The sequence below is a fragment of the Paenibacillus xylanexedens genome, assembly GCF_007676705.1.
GTDB lineage: Bacteria > Bacillota > Bacilli > Paenibacillales > Paenibacillaceae > Paenibacillus > Paenibacillus xylanexedens_C.
In genome coordinates this window covers 1,503,177-1,519,056 of the sequence record NZ_VEBF01000002.1, presented here as the reverse complement: position 1 = coordinate 1,519,056, position 15,880 = coordinate 1,503,177, and the positions used below count along the sequence as shown (strand labels likewise).

General features: G+C 44.9%; 12 protein-coding genes. 6 read left to right on the top strand and 6 right to left on the bottom strand.

Annotated elements, in window-relative coordinates:
- The first annotated feature begins 515 nt into the window (after positions 1-515).
- Both FS628_RS16765 and FS628_RS16760 read left to right on the top strand, forming a co-directional pair.
- Positions 516-1,523, top strand: a complete 1,008-nt coding sequence (locus tag FS628_RS16765; RefSeq protein ID WP_186327870.1) for an ROK family protein — start codon at positions 516-518, stop codon at positions 1,521-1,523.
- 65 nt (positions 1,524-1,588) lie between these two features.
- Positions 1,589-2,230, top strand: coding sequence for a sugar O-acetyltransferase (locus FS628_RS16760; RefSeq protein WP_145323630.1), 642 nt, complete (start codon positions 1,589-1,591; stop codon positions 2,228-2,230).
- 60 nt (positions 2,231-2,290) lie between these two features.
- Here the strand turns inward: FS628_RS16760 and FS628_RS16755 are convergent, their stop codons facing one another.
- The 3 genes from FS628_RS16755 to FS628_RS16745 form a co-directional block, all read right to left on the bottom strand.
- Positions 2,291-4,111 carry an ABC transporter substrate-binding protein gene (locus FS628_RS16755; RefSeq protein WP_145323628.1) on the bottom strand — a complete coding sequence of 607 codons (1,821 nt, stop codon included), beginning with the start codon at positions 4,109-4,111 and terminating at the stop codon, positions 2,291-2,293.
- A gap of 69 nt (positions 4,112-4,180) precedes the next feature.
- A complete protein-coding gene (locus FS628_RS16750) occupies positions 4,181-5,692 on the bottom strand; it encodes an ABC transporter permease (RefSeq protein WP_145323626.1) in 1,512 nt (503 codons plus the stop codon).
- A 36-nt stretch (positions 5,693-5,728) separates the two neighbouring features.
- A complete protein-coding gene (locus FS628_RS16745; protein ID WP_440131286.1) occupies positions 5,729-7,171 on the bottom strand; it encodes an ABC transporter permease in 1,443 nt (480 codons plus the stop codon).
- A 142-nt stretch (positions 7,172-7,313) separates the two neighbouring features.
- Between FS628_RS16745 and FS628_RS16740 the strand changes: the two genes are divergently transcribed.
- Positions 7,314-9,065, top strand: coding sequence for an ABC transporter ATP-binding protein (locus FS628_RS16740; protein WP_313958614.1), 1,752 nt, complete (start codon positions 7,314-7,316; stop codon positions 9,063-9,065).
- A 108-nt stretch (positions 9,066-9,173) separates the two neighbouring features.
- Here FS628_RS16740 and FS628_RS16735 read toward each other — a convergent pair whose 3' ends face one another.
- From FS628_RS16735 to FS628_RS16725, 3 genes are all read right to left on the bottom strand, one after another.
- A complete protein-coding gene (locus FS628_RS16735; protein ID WP_145323620.1) occupies positions 9,174-9,962 on the bottom strand; it encodes a hypothetical protein in 789 nt (262 codons plus the stop codon).
- Positions 9,963-10,071: 109 nt separating this feature from the next.
- Positions 10,072-10,833, bottom strand: coding sequence for a LuxR C-terminal-related transcriptional regulator (locus FS628_RS16730; RefSeq protein ID WP_145323618.1), 762 nt, complete (start codon positions 10,831-10,833; stop codon positions 10,072-10,074).
- 67 nt (positions 10,834-10,900) lie between these two features.
- The gene (locus tag FS628_RS16725; RefSeq protein ID WP_145323616.1) at positions 10,901-11,965 is read right to left on the bottom strand and encodes a suppressor of fused domain protein; all 1,065 of its coding nucleotides are present in this window, start codon (positions 11,963-11,965) and stop codon (positions 10,901-10,903) included.
- 149 nt (positions 11,966-12,114) lie between these two features.
- On the opposite strand from FS628_RS16725, the gene FS628_RS16720 reads away from it, so the two are divergent.
- The 3 genes from FS628_RS16720 to FS628_RS16710 all read left to right on the top strand — a co-directional run bounded on the left by FS628_RS16720 (position 12,115) and on the right by FS628_RS16710 (position 15,773).
- The gene (locus FS628_RS16720; protein WP_145323614.1) at positions 12,115-12,408 is read left to right on the top strand and encodes an antitoxin Xre/MbcA/ParS toxin-binding domain-containing protein; all 294 of its coding nucleotides are present in this window, start codon (positions 12,115-12,117) and stop codon (positions 12,406-12,408) included.
- 289 nt (positions 12,409-12,697) lie between these two features.
- Positions 12,698-14,155 carry a glycoside hydrolase family 1 protein gene (locus FS628_RS16715; RefSeq protein ID WP_145323612.1) on the top strand — a complete coding sequence of 486 codons (1,458 nt, stop codon included), beginning with the start codon at positions 12,698-12,700 and terminating at the stop codon, positions 14,153-14,155.
- Positions 14,156-14,348: 193 nt separating this feature from the next.
- Entirely contained in the window at positions 14,349-15,773 is a 1,425-nt protein-coding gene (locus tag FS628_RS16710; RefSeq protein WP_145323610.1) for a glycoside hydrolase family 1 protein, read from the top strand.
- Positions 15,774-15,880: the final 107 nt, after the last annotated feature.

Sequence of the window (15,880 nt, the reverse complement as noted above, 5' to 3'; positions counted from 1 at the left end):
TAGGTGTTGTGGTCATACTTTCCGCTTATTTTTTGGACTGAAAAGGACTCGGACAAATCATATTGACAAAAATACATCATCCTCGCATACTTACGATATACACTTTATAAAGTTTATTTATTAAGTATGGCTAAAGAAATGTACTCAATCTCCTGAGCTATCAGATAGTCGCTGCTTCTGCAACCGCATCGCTTCCTCACCGGCTTGCAGAAGCGACCAACCGAAAACTAAGATCGGCAGAAAGCAGGGAGGTGAGTATGGATGGTCTACGTTATTATGGCAATTATCATTTGGGCAGGTACCTATGCAAGTATGGCCTTGTCCAAGCAACCGATAGAAGTGCAGCCTGTGAAGTCGATGGATGATTTGTTTGAGTGAACAAAGTAGCTCTGCCGATTTCGATCCTTTGCCATCACGATGGAACTCAGAGTAAGGTATTATGTTATGATATGGAGTAAAATTACATGCATACCATTGCTTTGGTTCAATTGAACCAGAGTAGAAACGAGAGGGTTATGAAAAAAGCCAACGCTACAATGATGAAATACATCAATTTGAATAATGTGCGTAAAGTCATGCAGCAGATTGAGACGGCGACCAAACCACAATTAGCTTTACTAACCAATCTTAGTGTAGTTACCATTAATGCGCTGATTCAGGAATTATGTGATGGCGGAGAGTTGTTCCAGGATAAAGTGGTTCCGTCTAACGGTGGTCGTCCTGCTCAGGCATATCGATATAATTATAACTTCAAGCTTGCTCTTGTTCTTTACATCAAAGAGATGAAAGGTCAGGAGTTAATTTCGGCAACGGTCATGAATCTGGAGAATAAGGTTGTGTTGAAGGAAGAGAGTATCTTGCCTGCTTTCGATAAACAGCATGTGCTGCAACTTATCGCGCGTTTCATTGCGGAGTATCCGTCGATTGATATGATCGGCATCGGTATTCCGGGGCAAGCCGTGGATGGAGACATCACAGTGAGCAGTCATGAAGAGCTTATCCATTCACATCTGATACGGGAGATCGAGAGCGAGTTCCAACTGAACGTTCTCGTGGAAAATGATGTTAATGCAGCGATTAGCGGATACTGTACTCAGCATGCTGATATGAAGGAACAGAATGTAGCCGGAATTTATTTTCCGAACCGATATCCGCCGGGTATGGGCATGATGTTGAATGGACAGATGATCCGTGGGAAAAACGGGATGTTTGGTGAGATCAAATATCTTCCTAATTCACCTGATTGGCACCGTGACATGAGCAAAGATGATTTTGTAGTGCAGGTATGTCATATCCTGCAAACGATTAATGCCGTCGTTGCCCCGCACCAGATTGTCATTTATCAGGAACGGGTGGAGAGAGAAGAGCTGGACTTGGCATGGAAACAGTACGGGAAGGATCATCCCATGCCGTCGTTGCCCGAGATCGTACATCAGGACTCGTTTCAACATGATTTCGATGCTGGGTTACGAGAAATGGTTCTTCAAGCGTTGAAGTCAGGCATTCTTTCAAACGCCTTATGACCCACAGGTCATGTTGGTGATTTAATTCTACAAATTGCAGGAACAAGCGCAGAGGAGGATTCATGATGCGTGAAGAAGAGAGAATCATGAAGGGCATGTTGTTCAGTCCAAGTGATCCGGAATTAAAGATCATCAAAAGGCGGGCCCATAATCTCAGTCAGCGTTACAGTCAGACCTTTGAAGAACAGACTGAGGAAAGGAATCAGATATTGCAACAGCTACTGGGGGAGATTGGAGAAGGCGGATTTATGCAAGGACCCATCTTCTTTCATTATGGTGTGCACACCCGGATAGGTCATCATTTCTTTGGTAATTACAATCTGACGATACAAGATGACGCTCAAGTGACGATCGGGGACCATACCAGTTTTGGACCCAATGTCACCATTGTTACTCCCGTCCACCCCCTCATTGCCAGCGAGCGGAGACAGATGGTGGACCAGAACGGTGATGTGAAGTCGCTGTGTTATGCCAAACCGGTCACGATTGGAAACGATGTATGGATCTCGGCAAACGTTACAGTGTGCGGGGGCGTAACGATTGGAGATGGATGTGTCATCGGAGCAGGTAGTGTGGTGACTCGTGATATTCCACCGCATTCTTTTGCAGCAGGCGTACCGTGCAGAGTTATTCGCAAAATTACTGAAGCGGACAGCATGCGAAATTACCCCGATGTTCTGGCAGATTGCCGTGTGCTGGAAGAATAAAAAAGGCTGCCATCAGGATCAAATACATGATCCTGGTGACAGCTTTTTGTTGTTGTACGTTTACTTGGAGGCGTTGTAGTTGCTCAAGAATTCTTTTACTTTTGCAGGATCAGCTTTCAATTCATTCCCGGTCTGAACGAGCGGGCTTACTGTGGAGTATGCTTTGAGTTTGTTGTTCTTGTAGAAACTCAAAATCTCATCCTGATTAATGGAGTACAGCACCGCTTTTCTCAAGTCACTGCTCTTGGCAACTTCACGATTGGCCGTGTTGAACAACAGATAGGAGACAGCGTTACTTGGGAGACTTTGCAGTTTCAGCTTGCTGTCATTTTCGATGATGTCATACTTGGTTTCAGGTACACCGTAGTATAAGTGAATTTCACTGCTGCGAAGAGCAGAGAGGGCGCTGTCTGCATCCGCGATGAATCGGACGTTAACCTGAGCAATTTTCGGCTCATCTTCCGTGCCTTTACGGTAGGCCGGGTTTTTCAAGAATACACCTTCATAGTCATTCTTATAAGACAAAATATAAGGTCCGCTAGTATAAAGGGTGTTATTGTATGCTGCGCCTTCAGTCACCGTGTTCTGATCACCGTAAGGAATATCTTTGTTGACATCAAAGGAAGCCACATCATATGTGTTGATGCTCTCCACCTGTTTTTTGGACACGATGCCAGCAGATTGGTGAGCCAGATAGTTCAGTACTTGCGGGAAAGGTTCAGTTGTGGTCAGTTTAACCACCTGATATTTACCTGCACTATTATCTGCCTTGGTTTTGTCAGTCACGAGTTCTTTAATTTTGCCACCCAATCCTTGTTCCAATGCTTCCAGAATGGTACCGTTGCCGCTAGATTGTTTGATGGATTGCAATGCACTCAGATCCGTTACAACTTCAGCTTCTTTGATGTGTTCATGCAGACTGTATGTCCGGTGATCCGGAACGGAATCTTTATTTTTAGCACGATCCAGGGAGAAGATGACATCATCTGCACCCACACGTTCTCCTGTATCTACAGCTTTTTTGTTATCAATCTTCGCAAAGTTGATATCATCTCTGAGAATGAAGTAGTAGTCCGAATTTCCTTCAGCAATACTGAAGTTATGGGACAGTGATCCATCTGCTGTCAGCTGATCGTCATCCGTCAAGTTAACGAGACGTACGTACATATTGGTATTAAACTGGTTGATAGAACCGTCATTACCTTTGATAGGATCAAGGGAAGTCAGTACGGATGCACTTTGCGTCAGAATCAACGGGTCTGTGGCATTTTTGGAGCTGTCGTTGAATTCAATCGGTTCCCAAGCCATGGCGCGGGATTTGGAGAGACGAACCGTGTCGACATTCAGAATGTCTTTGTTCACAGCCTGACTTTTCAGGGAAATGTACAAAGGCGCGATATAAGCCTGGTCAGTTACCAAGCGATCTTCCAGTTGTTTGTATGTGTCCTTGTATTGATCTGGCGTTTGGGTAGCTGCCTGATCGATGAGTTTATCAAGTTCCCCATCGGCGAGAATACTGTAATCTCCACCTGTTTTGAAAAGGGAACGTACCGCATAATCGGGATTTCCCGTTACCGTTGTCCAGCTGGATAACGCAACGTCATAATTCCCTGCATCCTGTTGGGATTTGAAGCTGCCGTAATCCGGCTGCAGGTTCAGCTTCACATTGAAGCCGTTTTTGGTCAGCTGGTCGCGGACAATGTTTACATCATTTTCGGAAGAACTCATGGCGAGCAGTTCAATGTCTGCCGGTTTTTGTGCAGTCTCAGTTGTGTCCGCTGGTGTGGTCTCCGCCTGGGATTCCGTCTTGGTTTTTACGCTGCAACCAGATATCACAATGACGAGAATTAATAGCAATGAGATCAGTGTACGTTTTTTCATGGGATTACCCTCCATATCTTGAATGTGTGATGTGTGAATTCTTTTTTCTGTATCAGTTCAACGAATCGTTTATGCTTTCTCCAGCTTGGGATCAAGCGCATCACGCAGGCCGTCACCGAGAAAGTTAAACGAAAGAACCAGTAGAATAATAGCCAAGCCTGGATAAATCGCCAGATAAGAGTGGGTCTCCAGGTATGTACTGCCGAGCTTCAGAATGTTACCCCATTCCGGAATATGCGGCTCTACACCGAGTCCGAGATAACTCAAACTGCTGGTAGCGATAACCGCTCCACCAATTGTAAGTGTGGATTTGATAATCATGGGTGCAAGTGAGTTGGGAATAATGTGTTTGAAAATAATAGTCCGATTGTTGTACCCCAGTGCACGTGCAGCTTCCACGAATTCAAAAGTAGATACATAGAGTACACTGGCTCTCATGGTACGGGCGTACGTTGGAATTGATCCCAGACTTAGCGCCAGAATGAGATTGATCGTATTGGCTCCGAACGCCGCAATAATCGCAATGGCGAGCAGAATTCCCGGAATGGCATAGAGAATATCGAGCAGCCGCATGATGATGTTATCCGTATGCCTTCCGTAGAAGCCGGAGAATGCGCCGAGGACTCCACCGATCAACACAGGAATGATGGTCGACATGCAGCCTACGATCAAGGAGATCCGGGCACCGAATACAATCCGGGAAAATAAACATCGTCCGAAGTCATCCGTTCCCAAGGGATACGCCAGGGAAGGGGATTGAAGCAGAGCCGAGTAGTTATTTTCCACAGCCATGCTGTAATCAAAGGTAAAGAAGCTGCAGATCGATATCGAGAACAGGAAAATGATGAAAAACAAACCGGACATCGCAGTCATATTCGGAGCAAGTCGCTCCCACAGATCATTCCAGAAGTTTGATTTTTGTTTCCCCTGTCTGCGAATTCGTCCAATAATGGAAATGCCGAGCAATAGTGCAAATACATTGCCTGTGATCGAGGTCAGAATCAGTACTACACTGACACCTATCATCCAGCGAGGGAGGATAGAGGTCGCGTTATATCGGGATACGATAATCAGTACGACCAGGTCAATGACGAGAATAAATAGGAGCACCGCCATGGCTGGCAGAAAGTTGTCAGCCACATAGGGTTTGAAAACATTTAACGCAGATACACCGATCACGAACAACTGGGTTAACAGCATATACACTGCAAAGGTATACTCCACATTCCTGGCTTTTCGAATCAGATGAAAGGCTGCCGTTACGATAAATATATTGCCTGAAATGATGGCAAGCAGTTGAATCCAGGCGATCCTGCGGGTCAGAGTAGAGATCGTACCCGTACGGATCAAGTCTCTTCGAATCCGAAAGGTGATGATACTTTGGACCAGTGTGAAGAATACATAGATCCCAAGTATCGTTAGCAGAAATGGTTTGAACGCCTGCTCGCTCCAGTCATAACTGTTGAACAGCAATAATGCAGTCAAGAGAAGGGACGTGATCCAGGCGAAGCTTGCCTGACTGTATTCTCGAGAAGACTTTAGCCGGAAACGCATTTCTTGTGTTAAGGACGAGTTTGTCATAGTACACCTGCTTTAAAAGGTAGTTCAACACACACTTTAATATTGTTTCATCTTGGAGCGCACTCTTGGATCAATAAAAGCGTACAGCAGATCAACCGCTACATTAATAATGGAGATCGTAATTGCTGTGTAGATTACTCCGCCCATGATACTCGGAATATCGGGGATAAATTGCTTATCCACAATATAGCTGCCGAGACCGCTGATATTAAACACTTTCTCCGTCACTGCTGCCCCGCCCAGCATGGCACCGAATTGAAGTCCAACCACAGTTACGATGGGAATCAATGCATTGCGTACAGCGTGTTTCAGCATGACCTGACGTTCGCTTAACCCCTTGGCACGGGCAGTCATCACATAATCCTCATGAATAACTTCCAGTGTAGAAGATCGAGTCATCCGTGCCACCGCAGCCGTGAGTCCCGTGCCCAGCACAATGGTTGGCATAATGATCGACAACCAATTTTGCGGGTTGAAGGTAGCGGGAAGCCACTGCAATTTGATTGAAAAATTCAGAATGAAAATGAGTCCTTGCCAGAAATTCGGGATCGATAATCCAATCAGAGCGATAAACATAAACGTATAATCGAACCATGAATTAGGCTTAATCGCTGAGATGATACCGATGGGCAATGCAATGACAAGTGCTAATAGCAGGGAGATGACCGCGAGGGTCAATGTAATCGGGAACTTCCTTGCGATCGTTGCTGTGACATCTTCATTTCCCGCAAAAGACTTGCCAAGATCGAAGAGAGCAACTCCCTTAATATTGTTCCAAAGCTGTGTAAGATAAGGCTGATCCAAGCCATACACCTGATTGAATGCTGCAATCTGTTCCTGCGTTGCTGTCTCTCCGAGAATGTTAGCTGCCGGGTTGAACGGAGACAGATACAAAATCGTAAATACGAGTGTTGCTACGCCCAGAATGACGAATACCGTCATCAGTATTCTTTCAAATATGTACTTTAGATAAGGATTTCCATACAAAAACAGGATGCCATACATCAGACAGCCGGGAATAATGGATATCGCGAAAAACCACGGTTTTTCCAAAAGCGAACGGAACGTATCGGCCATTGTTAGACGGTGACTTCCCTGTTCCTGAAGTTTGCGAGAAGTCCGCTCCCTCAACTCGTTCTGAACCGTCTCTTCCAACCATTCCTCTGTCTGACGTCTGAATTCTTCCTCACTGACCTGTTGCTGGAAGAAACGATGTTTGCGTCGCAGCTGATCTTCCACTTCCAACTTCAGCTTGTTCCGGTAAGAAGAAGCGAGCAGTTCTTGCTCAGCCGTCTGTCTGGCAGCTACCCAGCCGTCATTTTTTCGATTCGAACGCCATATTAGAAACACGACCAGATTGATCGGTAATCCAAGAATGAACAGAACATATCGGTAGGAAGGATGAAGCAGCATTTTGCCATAAATAAAACTTAAATTGTGCACCAACCGCGAGAGTCTGCTGCCTTCTGCAAGATTCAAACCAAGCGTGCCTCCTTTCATTCAGGTTTAAATTGCATTATTCCGATTGATATAGTATATATTATTTAGGGTCTAAACAATTGTCAAGGTAATAATTGTATACATATGTGTATGTGAAAAACGGATGAGAGCTGGTGATAACATGGAACCTTTATTGAAAGTTAACGATCTATCTGTCTCTTTTCATTCTGGAGAGAGTGAGTTTCAGGCAGTGCGAGAAGTGAGTTTTGAAGTGCACAAAGGCGAGACGCTGGGCATTGTAGGCGAATCGGGCAGTGGAAAGAGTGTAACAGCACGTTCCATTATGAGGCTGCTTGCTTCCCCGCCTTCGCAGATGAAAAATGGAGAGATTCTATTTAAAGGGGTCGACCTGGCCAATAAAACGCAGAAAGAGATGGAAAGCATCCGTGGGCGCGATATTGGCATGATCTTTCAAGACCCGATGAGTTCTCTTAATCCGACCATTAAAGTAGGTAAACAGATCTCCGAGAGTCTGATCAAACATCAGAAAGTGTCCAAAAGGGAAGCCAAGAAGCAGGCTATTGCGATGATGGAACGGGTGGGGATAACTCGTAGCGAAATACGCTACAACCAATATCCGCATGAATTCTCCGGAGGCATGCGCCAGCGGGTCATGATCGGTATTGCACTTGCTTGTCGCCCTGAATTGCTCATTGCCGATGAGCCGACAACCGCACTGGACGTTACCATTCAGGCTCAGATTCTGAATTTGATGAAAGATATGCAGGACCAACTGGGTACATCAATTATTCTGATCACGCATGATCTGGGCGTAGTAGCAGGCATGTGTGATCGGGTTGTTGTTATGAAAGAAGGACAGATTGTGGAAACCGGGACAACAACAGAGATTTTTGCTAATCCCAAACACCCGTATACCATCAGACTTCTGAATGCATTACCACGCCTGGATCAAAAGAAAAAGCCGAAACCTGTATCATTGGTCCCGAGAGATCTGGAAGACGATCAGCCGTTGCTTGAGGTGAAATCGCTCAGACAACATTTTAATCTGGGGAAAGGCAACACCTTAAAGGCCGTGAATGATATCAGCTTCCATATTCGTCAAGGAGAGACACTTGGCGTTGTGGGGGAATCCGGCAGCGGAAAATCAACCACGGGGCGTGCGATTCTGCGGTTGCATGAGCCAACGGGTGGAGATGTACTGTTTAAAGGAGTCCCGCTCAATCGCTTGTCAGCTTCGGAGATGAAAACGATGCGCAGACATATGCAGATCATCTTCCAAGACCCCTATGCATCTCTGAATCCCAAAATGAGGATTATGGATATCATTGGAGAAGCGCTTGATATACATCAACTTGCAGGTACTGCATCTCAGCGGGAGAAGCGGGTGGAGGAATTACTGGAGATGGTAGGTCTCGATCCCACCCATGCGCAACGTTACCCGCATGAATTCTCGGGTGGGCAGAGACAGCGAATCGGTATTGCACGAGCTCTGGCTGTGGAACCTGAATTCATCGTATGTGATGAGCCGTTGTCTGCCCTGGATGTATCGATACAGGCTCAGATCGTACAGCTACTTGAAGAATTGCAGCAACGATTAGGCTTGACGTATCTCTTCATCGCCCATGACTTGTCCATGGTTAAACATATCAGTGATCGAGTGGCGGTGATGTATAACGGGAAGATTGTTGAGCTGGCAGAGAGTGAAGAACTCTATTCCAACCCGCAACATGCCTACACCAAGGCATTGCTATCTGCTATTCCTGTACCTGATCCGGCGGTAGAAGCGAAGAAAAAGAGACATGTTGTAAAAGAAACAACAAAAGAAAATATTGAAGTAGAGGACCGTTATAATCTCGAACATTCCAAGTGGGTAGAGATCACGGAAGGGCACTGGGTAGCCATATCTAGCTAGTGCAGGACATCTTTTTTCAGTAAAAAAAGAACCACGACAATGATCTCCATAGATCATTGTCGGGGTTGAGTTATGTGTGCTTTGTATAATGGCAGTAATCGAAAGCGATTATTTGAATTGAACCGATTTCTTGATGGTATCAATCTCGGCTTTGGTCTTATCATCAATGTAAGTGAAGATGAAGTTGAAAGCATAGCCTTCAATAATCGTACTATAGTAATCCTGAGTAATCGTTGAACCGTCACCTGCATCCATCGTGATTTGCATCAGATCCATCTCTTTACCACCGATGGTTTCCGTTGTCATTTCTTTATAATCGTAAGGGAACTGGCTATCCATCATGAATTTCTTGGTTGCTTCCAAGTAGTCTTTACCTGTACGAATGCCTTGCAACAAGCTTACTTTCTCAGCAATGGCCATAGCGGAAGGGCCAACTTGACCTCCGTCCAATGGGTACTTAGAAGCCATAAGCAGATTCAATGTTTTGGTCTGAGACAGTTCAATTTGTTTTTTCTTCGTTTCATCATCACCAGCAATCGCTTCGGATGAAGCACTTGTCAGCTCATTCATGCCTGCAGCATCCTGGAACTCCCATGCTTCCGGGAATTTCAGAGATACGCCGAAATAGTCATTGGAGTAAGAACCTTTTTCCGTCGTCCCCAGCTCAACGTCTTGGGAATTATCGGTTTCTTTGGACTCTTCGCCAGCTGGCTCTGTGTTCTCTGTGTTCTTTGTATTTTCCGTACTTGCCGTGTCAGTATCAGTGCCAGTCGTTGTTTCTGTCGGGGTAGAATCATCTGTTTCAGCGTTGTTATCTGCTTTATCACCGCAAGCGGCTGCTACCAGCATAATCATAATGAGCATGGCGAATAAAGAAGCTTTTTTTGGAATTGTCATATTACCCTCCTGAAATGTGTGTGTTTGTTTCTCTCTCTACATGTTGCTGTTTCCTAAATTGTAGCACAAACGTTCTCATTTACTACCTATAGGAATCTATAGGGGTCTTCTATACATAAGACATTCGGCTGGCAATTGAAACAGCTTCTGTGCTGGATTGCACACCTAATTTGTTAAAAATCACTTTTTTGTGATGATTCACGGTGCATTCCTTGATCTTTAATTTCAAAGCAATGGCTTTTACCGTGAGGCCTCCGGCTATCATCTCCAGAATCGTTAACTGACGCTCGGTGAACTCCACCGCCGGTTTGTCGCTCAGTTCAGCAGTCTGTTGGCTCTGATAACAGTTCTGCATGTACGCTGGAATTAGCTTGGCAATGGCGATCAGTTCACCTTGCATATCTGCATTAATGGTGGACACATCCAGATAACCGAAATGTTGCGATCCCATGAACAGAGGTGCGGCGTAACAATGCCAGCTTTGAAAATAAGGACTTTCATGCTGCTGGGGCAGCAGCAGTACAGGCTTATTGTTATCCATCGTTTCTGATATGGCGTTAACTCCACAGCTCTTTGCAGTGAAGATCATACCCGGACATATAGGGGAATGTTCCACCACAGCTTCAAGATCTGAACTGTAATCCATGGAGAGTAACACACCGTCCGTATCTGTGAGTAGAAAAAGATAGGTGCCCGTTAAATTCTCTTTGATATCCGAGATACTGTTCTGGAATGCATGAATCAGAAAGTGATTGATTTTGCGAAGCCTGTCCAGACTGGATTTTGGTGAATATTCGAACGGAGCCGTTCCTGCTACATGCGTGCGAGTAACGGACTCGTTGTGCCGTGAGGCAAGTGTAACGGCAGACATGTTATTTCCTCCTTGCTGCACAATCGCTGAATACAAACGTTGTTCTTTTACTGAATCTGAGGGTGTCTTACCCAATCGTTTGAATGACGTGTCCTTCCTGGTTCTTAATCTCTGTTTTAACAATCTGAACGATAATATGATCTAACGAAACCATCTCGAATGTCCCTTCAACCGGACGAAGGTTCTGTGCCAGTTCCTCAACAATCTGCGTGTTCACCGTCAGGGTAATTTGTCTGTCCGATTCCAATACGGCTGGCTGTTCTCCTGCTTCGAACAGAATATTAGTATCCGGTCCGATCAAGGATAGAGAGGCACCTTTCGAAATTCGGCTGCGAAGGATGGTGCCAACTAGTACGGCTTGTTTGGCTCCAAGCTGGAGTTTGGCCGGAACCGTTTTTTGCAGTATTTTTTTGTGTGAGGACTCCCAACTCAGTTGTTGTATGAATAAAAAGGCTGTGCTGGACCCGTCCTCTTCAATTCCATGTTGGACCGCCTGCATAACCGAAGGAATATCTGCGTACGAATTTCTCATGAGATCCGTTACATATTTGGGCATGAAATGGGAACATGCAGAGAGAAAGCCACGCGTATTCCAAGTTTGAATCATCTCCAGTTCACGACCTGAAATACCCACGATCTGAATAAACTTCACTGAACCATTAGGTGTTGATAACTCGGGCAGATCAGGGTCTTCTATAAAAGCGAGAGCTGTCAGCAGTGTATCCGACTCCAGACAGATCGGACCATTGGTGTCCATATAATCTCCTGGCTGAAATATATTTCCGCTGTTGAACACGTAACGTCCTACATTCTGTAGCAGATTCAGCGCCCAAGCTGGCGGTTCGGTTTCTTCTTCATTACGTGTAAGACGAAACGTGAGCTCGAATCCATACCCGCTCTTGGATGAATCCTGCATCTCTTTTTCATATAATTCAGAGAAACCATAGGTGACAAAATGCCAATGATGCATAGGTTTATCGACAGCATAGACGCTGATACCATCAAGTGGATCAGGTCCGCCGAGCATATACGGAAGGGCAGTGCCGTAGTGTCTTGGCTCTTGTTCACCGTATAGATCACCGATGGCTTTATCAATCGCATCCCAACCGGATGTATTTTCTTCGTGAGTCATTTTCTGAATCCTCCTGTACTAGTCTTTCCCCCGAAAAAACATTTAAAATTAAGTCTACCTGTTACAGAAGTCGTTTCAAGCGGCTTTAGGATGAATTGTTTTAAATAGGACCACAGGGTTACAAATGGCGATATGGGGAGTGAAATTACATGAGTATGAAAGGTATTTATTTCAGGGAGTTTAAGCAGGCAAGATGGGACTCATTTTCTGAACGGTTTGAAGAACTTGAACAGAAGATGGACCCCACTTGGGCAGAACGTGCGCGAGTACAAGGGATTCCGGCGGATATAAGTCGGGTGCTTTGGTGTGAAATGGGGGAGTACGCTTTTGAATGGCTGGCGAAAGATATCCCGGCTTTAGGGGACCAAAGTCCCGCTGCTTACCTAGAAACAGAGGAAGGAGCGCAGGCATTAAGGGCAGCCATTATGCGTATGCCGCGTTAATTTTCCGATGGAGAGAGTGTGCGAACGATCATAAGATCCAGTGAAGTTGATTTTGCAAAATAGATATGTTACGCTTACATAACAAGAGCAAACACAAACAGAATACGCAATAACATCTTTTGATGGATTGTAACTGTGAAGACAGGCAAAACCTAAACTGATGGTGAAATGAAAGCCCCTTTTTTTGGTGCTATTTTACCTTGAGTTTAGGTTTTTCTTGTTTTCTGCTCTGAATTACAGTTCGTTACCTGGAAAAACCAAAATAAATTTCGAAAAGAGGTTGTTGTTCATGACCACGGCAAAAAAAGGATTCCCCGAAAACTTCCTATGGGGCGGCGCTACAGCTGCCAATCAATTGGAGGGTGCATTCGATAAGGACGGCAAAGGCCTCTCCACAGCGGACATGATCGCTCATGTTCCGAAAGAGAAGCGTACAGGCGGACATGCCATGGAAATTTCCTCTTCCCGAATTGAAGAGATCCTCTCCGGCAAAATTGAAGAACGTTTCCCGAAACGTTTTGGTATTGATTTCTATCATCACTTTAGAGAAGATATTGCGTTGTTCGCTGAAATGGGCTTCAAAGTTTTCCGTTTGTCCATTCACTGGGCCCGTATTTTCCCGAACGGTTATGACCAAGAGCCGAATGAAGCTGGTTTGAAATTCTACGATGAAGTCTTCGACGAATTGTTGAAATACGGTATTGAGCCACTCGTTACATTGTCTCACTATGAGACCCCGCTAGGCTTGACACAAAAATATAATGGCTGGGCTGGCCGCGAAGTGATCCAGCACTACGTTCGTTATGCAGAAACGGTGTTTAACCGTTATAAAAATAAAGTGAAATACTGGCTGACGTTTAATGAAATTAACGTCATGCTGTTCAGCCCGTACACTGGTGGCGGCATTCTGATCGATAAAGTGGACAACAAGCTGCAAACAACTTATCAAGCGCTGCATCATCAATTTGTAGCAAGTGCATTGGTAACGAAGCTTGCACACGAAATTATCCCTGGTTCCCAAGTGGGTTGTATGCTTGCACGTATGGAAACTTATGCAGCAACATGTAATCCGGTAGATGTTCGTCTGGCTCAACATGAGAATCAGATCAACCTCTTCTTCACGGATATGCATGCTCGTGGTAAATACCCGAACTACATGGCTCGTTATTTTGAAGAAAACAACATCGTGATTCAAAAAGAAGCAGGCGATGATGAGATCTTGCTGAACAATACCGTTGATTTCATCTCCTTCAGTTACTACATGTCCGTAACCAAATCTGCATCCGCAGACAAGGAAGAAACAGCGGGTAACCTGACTGGCGGCGTGAAAAACCCTTATCTGGAAGCGTCCGACTGGGGCTGGGAGATCGATCCGATCGGTCTGCGCGTAACCCTGAATAACTTCTGGGATCGTTACCAGAAACCATTGTTCATCGTTGAAAATGGTCTGGGTGCATATGACCGTGTTGAAGAAGATGGTTCTATCCATGACTCGTACCGTGTGGATTACCTGAAAAAACACATTGAACAAATGAAAGAAGCTATCAAAGACGGTGTGGATCTGATTGGATTCACAGCATGGGGCCCGATTGACCTTGTGAGTATGTCGACTTCCGAAATGTCCAAACGTTATGGTTTCATCTATGTCGATCTGGATGACGAAGGTAACGGAACACTGAAACGTTCCAAGAAAGATTCCTTTGACTGGTACAAAAACGTGATTGCAAGCAATGGTGAGCAACTGTAGTTCTCCCGTTTTCAGGATTGTTACCGCATAAAAAGCGGGCAAAACCTAACACGAAAGTTGGCATTCAAGGAATCTAATATTCCTGATGGCCCTTTTAGTTGGAGATTGTCCGCTTTTTCCTGTCGGCAAAGGATAGAGTATTGCATTTAGACAAAGAATGAAAATATCGTTAATTTAGAGAGGAATGATTGATATGACTACACCATTTCCGAAGGATTTCCTATGGGGCGGCGCTGTAGCAGCCAACCAACTTGAAGGAGCTTATAATACAGATGGCAAAGGCCTGTCTGTTCAAGATGTCATGCCTCACGGGATTACAACACCGAGAACGGAAGGTCCTACAGAGGACAACCTGAAACTGATCGGGATTGATTTTTATAACCGTTACAAAGAGGATGTTAAACTGTTTGCCGAAATGGGCTTCAAAGTGTTCCGTACATCCATCGCTTGGTCCCGTATCTTCCCTAAAGGTGATGAATTGGAGCCAAACGAGAAAGGTCTGCAATTCTATGATGACCTGTTCGATGAGTGTCACAAATACGGTATTGAACCACTCGTAACGATTTCTCACTATGAGACACCCCTGCACTTGTCCAAAACGTATGATGGCTGGGTTAACCGTAAAATGATCGAGTTCTACGAGCGTTATGTAACAGTGCTTTTCAACCGTTTCAAAGGTAAAGTAAAATACTGGCTGACATTCAATGAGATTAACTCCATTCTGGAGGAGCCATTCATGAGCGGCGGGATCTACACGCCAAAAGCAGAACTGTCCAAGCAGGATCTGTACCAAGCGATCCATCACGAACTGGTAGCCAGTGCCCTGGCTGTTAAACTGGGTCATGAAATTATGCCTGAAGCCAAAATCGGCTGTATGGTACTGAGCATGCCTACGTATCCGCTGACTCCGAATCCGGATGATGTGGTTGCAGCGATGCATGCTGAACAGCGCAATGATATCTTTGCTGATATCCATGCACGTGGTTACTATCCGAAATACATTAACCGTTATTTCAAAGCGAATAATATCAATATCAAGTTTGAAGACGGCGATGCTGAAATTCTGAAGCATACCGTAGACTTTATCTCGTTCAGTTACTATGTAAGTATCTGTGAGACAGGTGATCCGGAGAAACGGGTTGAAGGAAAAGGAAACCTGTTCGCAGGTGTGCAAAACCCTTATCTCAAAGCGAGCGAGTGGGGCTGGCAGATTGATCCGCAAGGACTACGCGTAACCCTGAACAAATACTGGGACCGTTATCAAAAACCATTGTTTATTGTCGAAAATGGTCTAGGAGCAGTAGATGAGCTGATTACGGACGAAAATGGCAATAAAACAGTGAATGATGATTACCGTATTCAATATTTGAATGATCACTTAGTACAAGTGGGAGAAGCTCTTGAAGATGGCGTAGAAGTGATGGGTTACACGTCATGGGGCTGTATTGACCTGGTGAGTGCTTCAACTGCCGAAATGAAGAAACGTTATGGCTTCATCTATGTAGATCGCAACAATGATGGTTCAGGAACACTGGATCGTTACAAGAAAAAATCATTCCACTGGTACAAAGAAGTTATTGGTACGAATGGCGCAAGTCTTAAGAACAACAACGAGTAAATATTAGTTCTTAAAGCATGGTTGTACATGCACCTTCTTATGTCACATTAATGCACATTAACCGCTTTCACAAAAACATTGTCATATGGATAATTATATGGTAAGAT